Origin of the sequence: Bartonella sp. AP3QHHD (assembly GCF_042195765.1) — a bacterium.
Taxonomy (GTDB): Bacteria; Pseudomonadota; Alphaproteobacteria; order Rhizobiales; family Rhizobiaceae; genus Bartonella.
In genome coordinates this window covers 1-2,029 of sequence record NZ_JBHIPC010000099.1, presented here as the reverse complement: position 1 = coordinate 2,029, position 2,029 = coordinate 1, and the positions used below count along the sequence as shown (strand labels likewise).

2 protein-coding genes are annotated in these 2,029 nt (G+C 36.3%); both read left to right on the top strand.

Annotated features, from left to right (window positions below; all coding sequences use genetic code 11):
* Nucleotides 1–385 precede the first annotated feature (385 nt).
* On the top strand, nucleotides 386–904 hold the full coding sequence (locus ACFIL7_RS08565) for a Rha family transcriptional regulator (RefSeq protein WP_375679573.1): 519 nt from the start codon (nucleotides 386–388) through the stop codon (nucleotides 902–904).
* A gap of 84 nt (nucleotides 905–988) precedes the next feature.
* A complete protein-coding gene (locus tag ACFIL7_RS08560; RefSeq protein WP_375626935.1) occupies nucleotides 989–1,729 on the top strand; it encodes a hypothetical protein in 741 nt (246 codons plus the stop codon).
* Nucleotides 1,730–2,029: the final 300 nt, after the last annotated feature.

The window sequence follows — 2,029 nt, the reverse complement described above, 5'->3', positions numbered from 1 at the left end:
TGAAAACTTATGATGATATAGACAACGAGCTAGAGAAAGCACTTGGTATTCAATTAGGTAGGTATCAAAATGAAAAAAATTAAAAAAAATAAAAAATACGTATTGACTTTAAAAAGTCATTCTGTTAAACGAATCACAAGTGCTTCAAAAACACTTAGCTATTAGCGGATGGGTTACGTAACAACCTTTCCCATGCCTTTAAAATACTGATTGTTTTTTATGCTATTATTAGCATATATTGATTACATCGGGTGTAGCTATGCCATACAATACCCTTCGCGAGGGAAAAGCATAGCGACGGACTAATAGCCGTGTTTTTGAGCGCCCGATGCCCTTATAGGGTTTTTAAATCAAAAACGTACTAACTATTAGAAAGGTTTTTTCAATGAAAGATCTAGTTACAATCAATGATGATGGCGTTGCAGTTACAAATTCTCTAAAAATTGCAGAGGGTGTGGGTAATAGCCATGCTACTGTTATTAGATTGCTACGTAAAAATATTAAAGATTTTGAAGAGTTTGGAAGGGTTGGATTTGAGATCGTACCCTTTAAAACAAATGGCGGATGTCAAAAAAGAGAAATCGCAATCCTTAATGAATCACAAGCAACTTTGCTCATGACATATATGCGCAATAATGACACGGTGCGTGCATTTAAAAAGGCGCTTGTTAAAGCTTTTTATGAATTAAAAAGCCAATCAAAAAATCATGATTTATTCTCTAGAGATAATGATTTATTTTCTTATGAAAGTTTAAAAGCTCCTGAGGGAATTGGTAAAGTTTTGGGAATGATTGCTGCGCGTTTATCGTATGTAAATGATCTACAAAAAGAGCTTGATCACTACAAATTGGTTACGACAGAAGCCAAGCGCGTTTTAACAAATGCTATTGTAAAAGCAGCTTAAATAACGGCGCGGGCGCGGCGGGGGCGCCTCCTTATAACCATTTCATTCAAAAATTTATTCAAATGTTAGATTAGGGAGCTACCTATGACCACTAAAAATGTATCCAAAAAATATGAACTCACAGATGAAATCCACCGTATTCCTGAGGGAAAAACTGTACGTCGTATAAGAGCATTAAGAGATTTTGCAGATGTTAAAGCAGGTGATCTCGGTGGCGTTATTGAAAACGAAAAAAGCTTATCACATGATGGTGATTGCTGGGTTTATGATAACGCCATGGTTGCTATGGATTCTGTTGTTTCTGAAAATGCACAAGTGCGTAATAATGCACGTGTTTATAAAAGTGCAAAAATATCAGGCAACGCTATTGTTTGTGACAATGCTCAGGTTTTTCATAATGCAAAAATTTCTGATAATGCAAAAATTTGTGATAACGCAATGGTTAATGGTAATGTTTTTGGCAATGCAGTTGTTTGTGATAATGCTCAGGTCTCTTTTCTTGGTCATATTTCTGATAATGCAAAAGTTTCTGATTATGCGCATGTAACTGGCAGGGTTTATGGAAATGCACGCGTTTATGGAAATGCTTGTATTTATGGATTTTCTGAGATTTACGATGATGCGCAGGTTTATGACAGGGCTACTATTTCTGAGCATGTAAAGGTTTATGGAAATGCACGGGTTTGTGATCAGGCAACGGTTTATAGCAAGCCTCGTACAGATGGCTATGCACCACCTATCTATGTAAAGATTTATGGCAATGCCGTGGTTAATGGCAATCAAAAAATTTCTGAAGATATTTGTGGTGATGATAAAGCAGCGTAAATAACGGGGCGGGGGGCTGCTTTATAGCAAAAAAGCCGCGTCCTTTAAGACACGGCTTTTATTATCAAAACAGCTAGCGATCTAAATAAACGATNATAACGGGGCGGGGGGCTGCTTTATAGCAAAAAAGCCGCGTCCTTTAAGACACGGCTTTTATTATCAAAACAGCTAGCGATCTAAATAAACGATTAAAATAACCAATCGAAATATAAAAGAACATCTCTTTATTGCACAAAACGTATCAAAAAGCAAGCTGTTAAGTAAAATAAAAATGGGATTCACACTGTAGATTCAGTGATT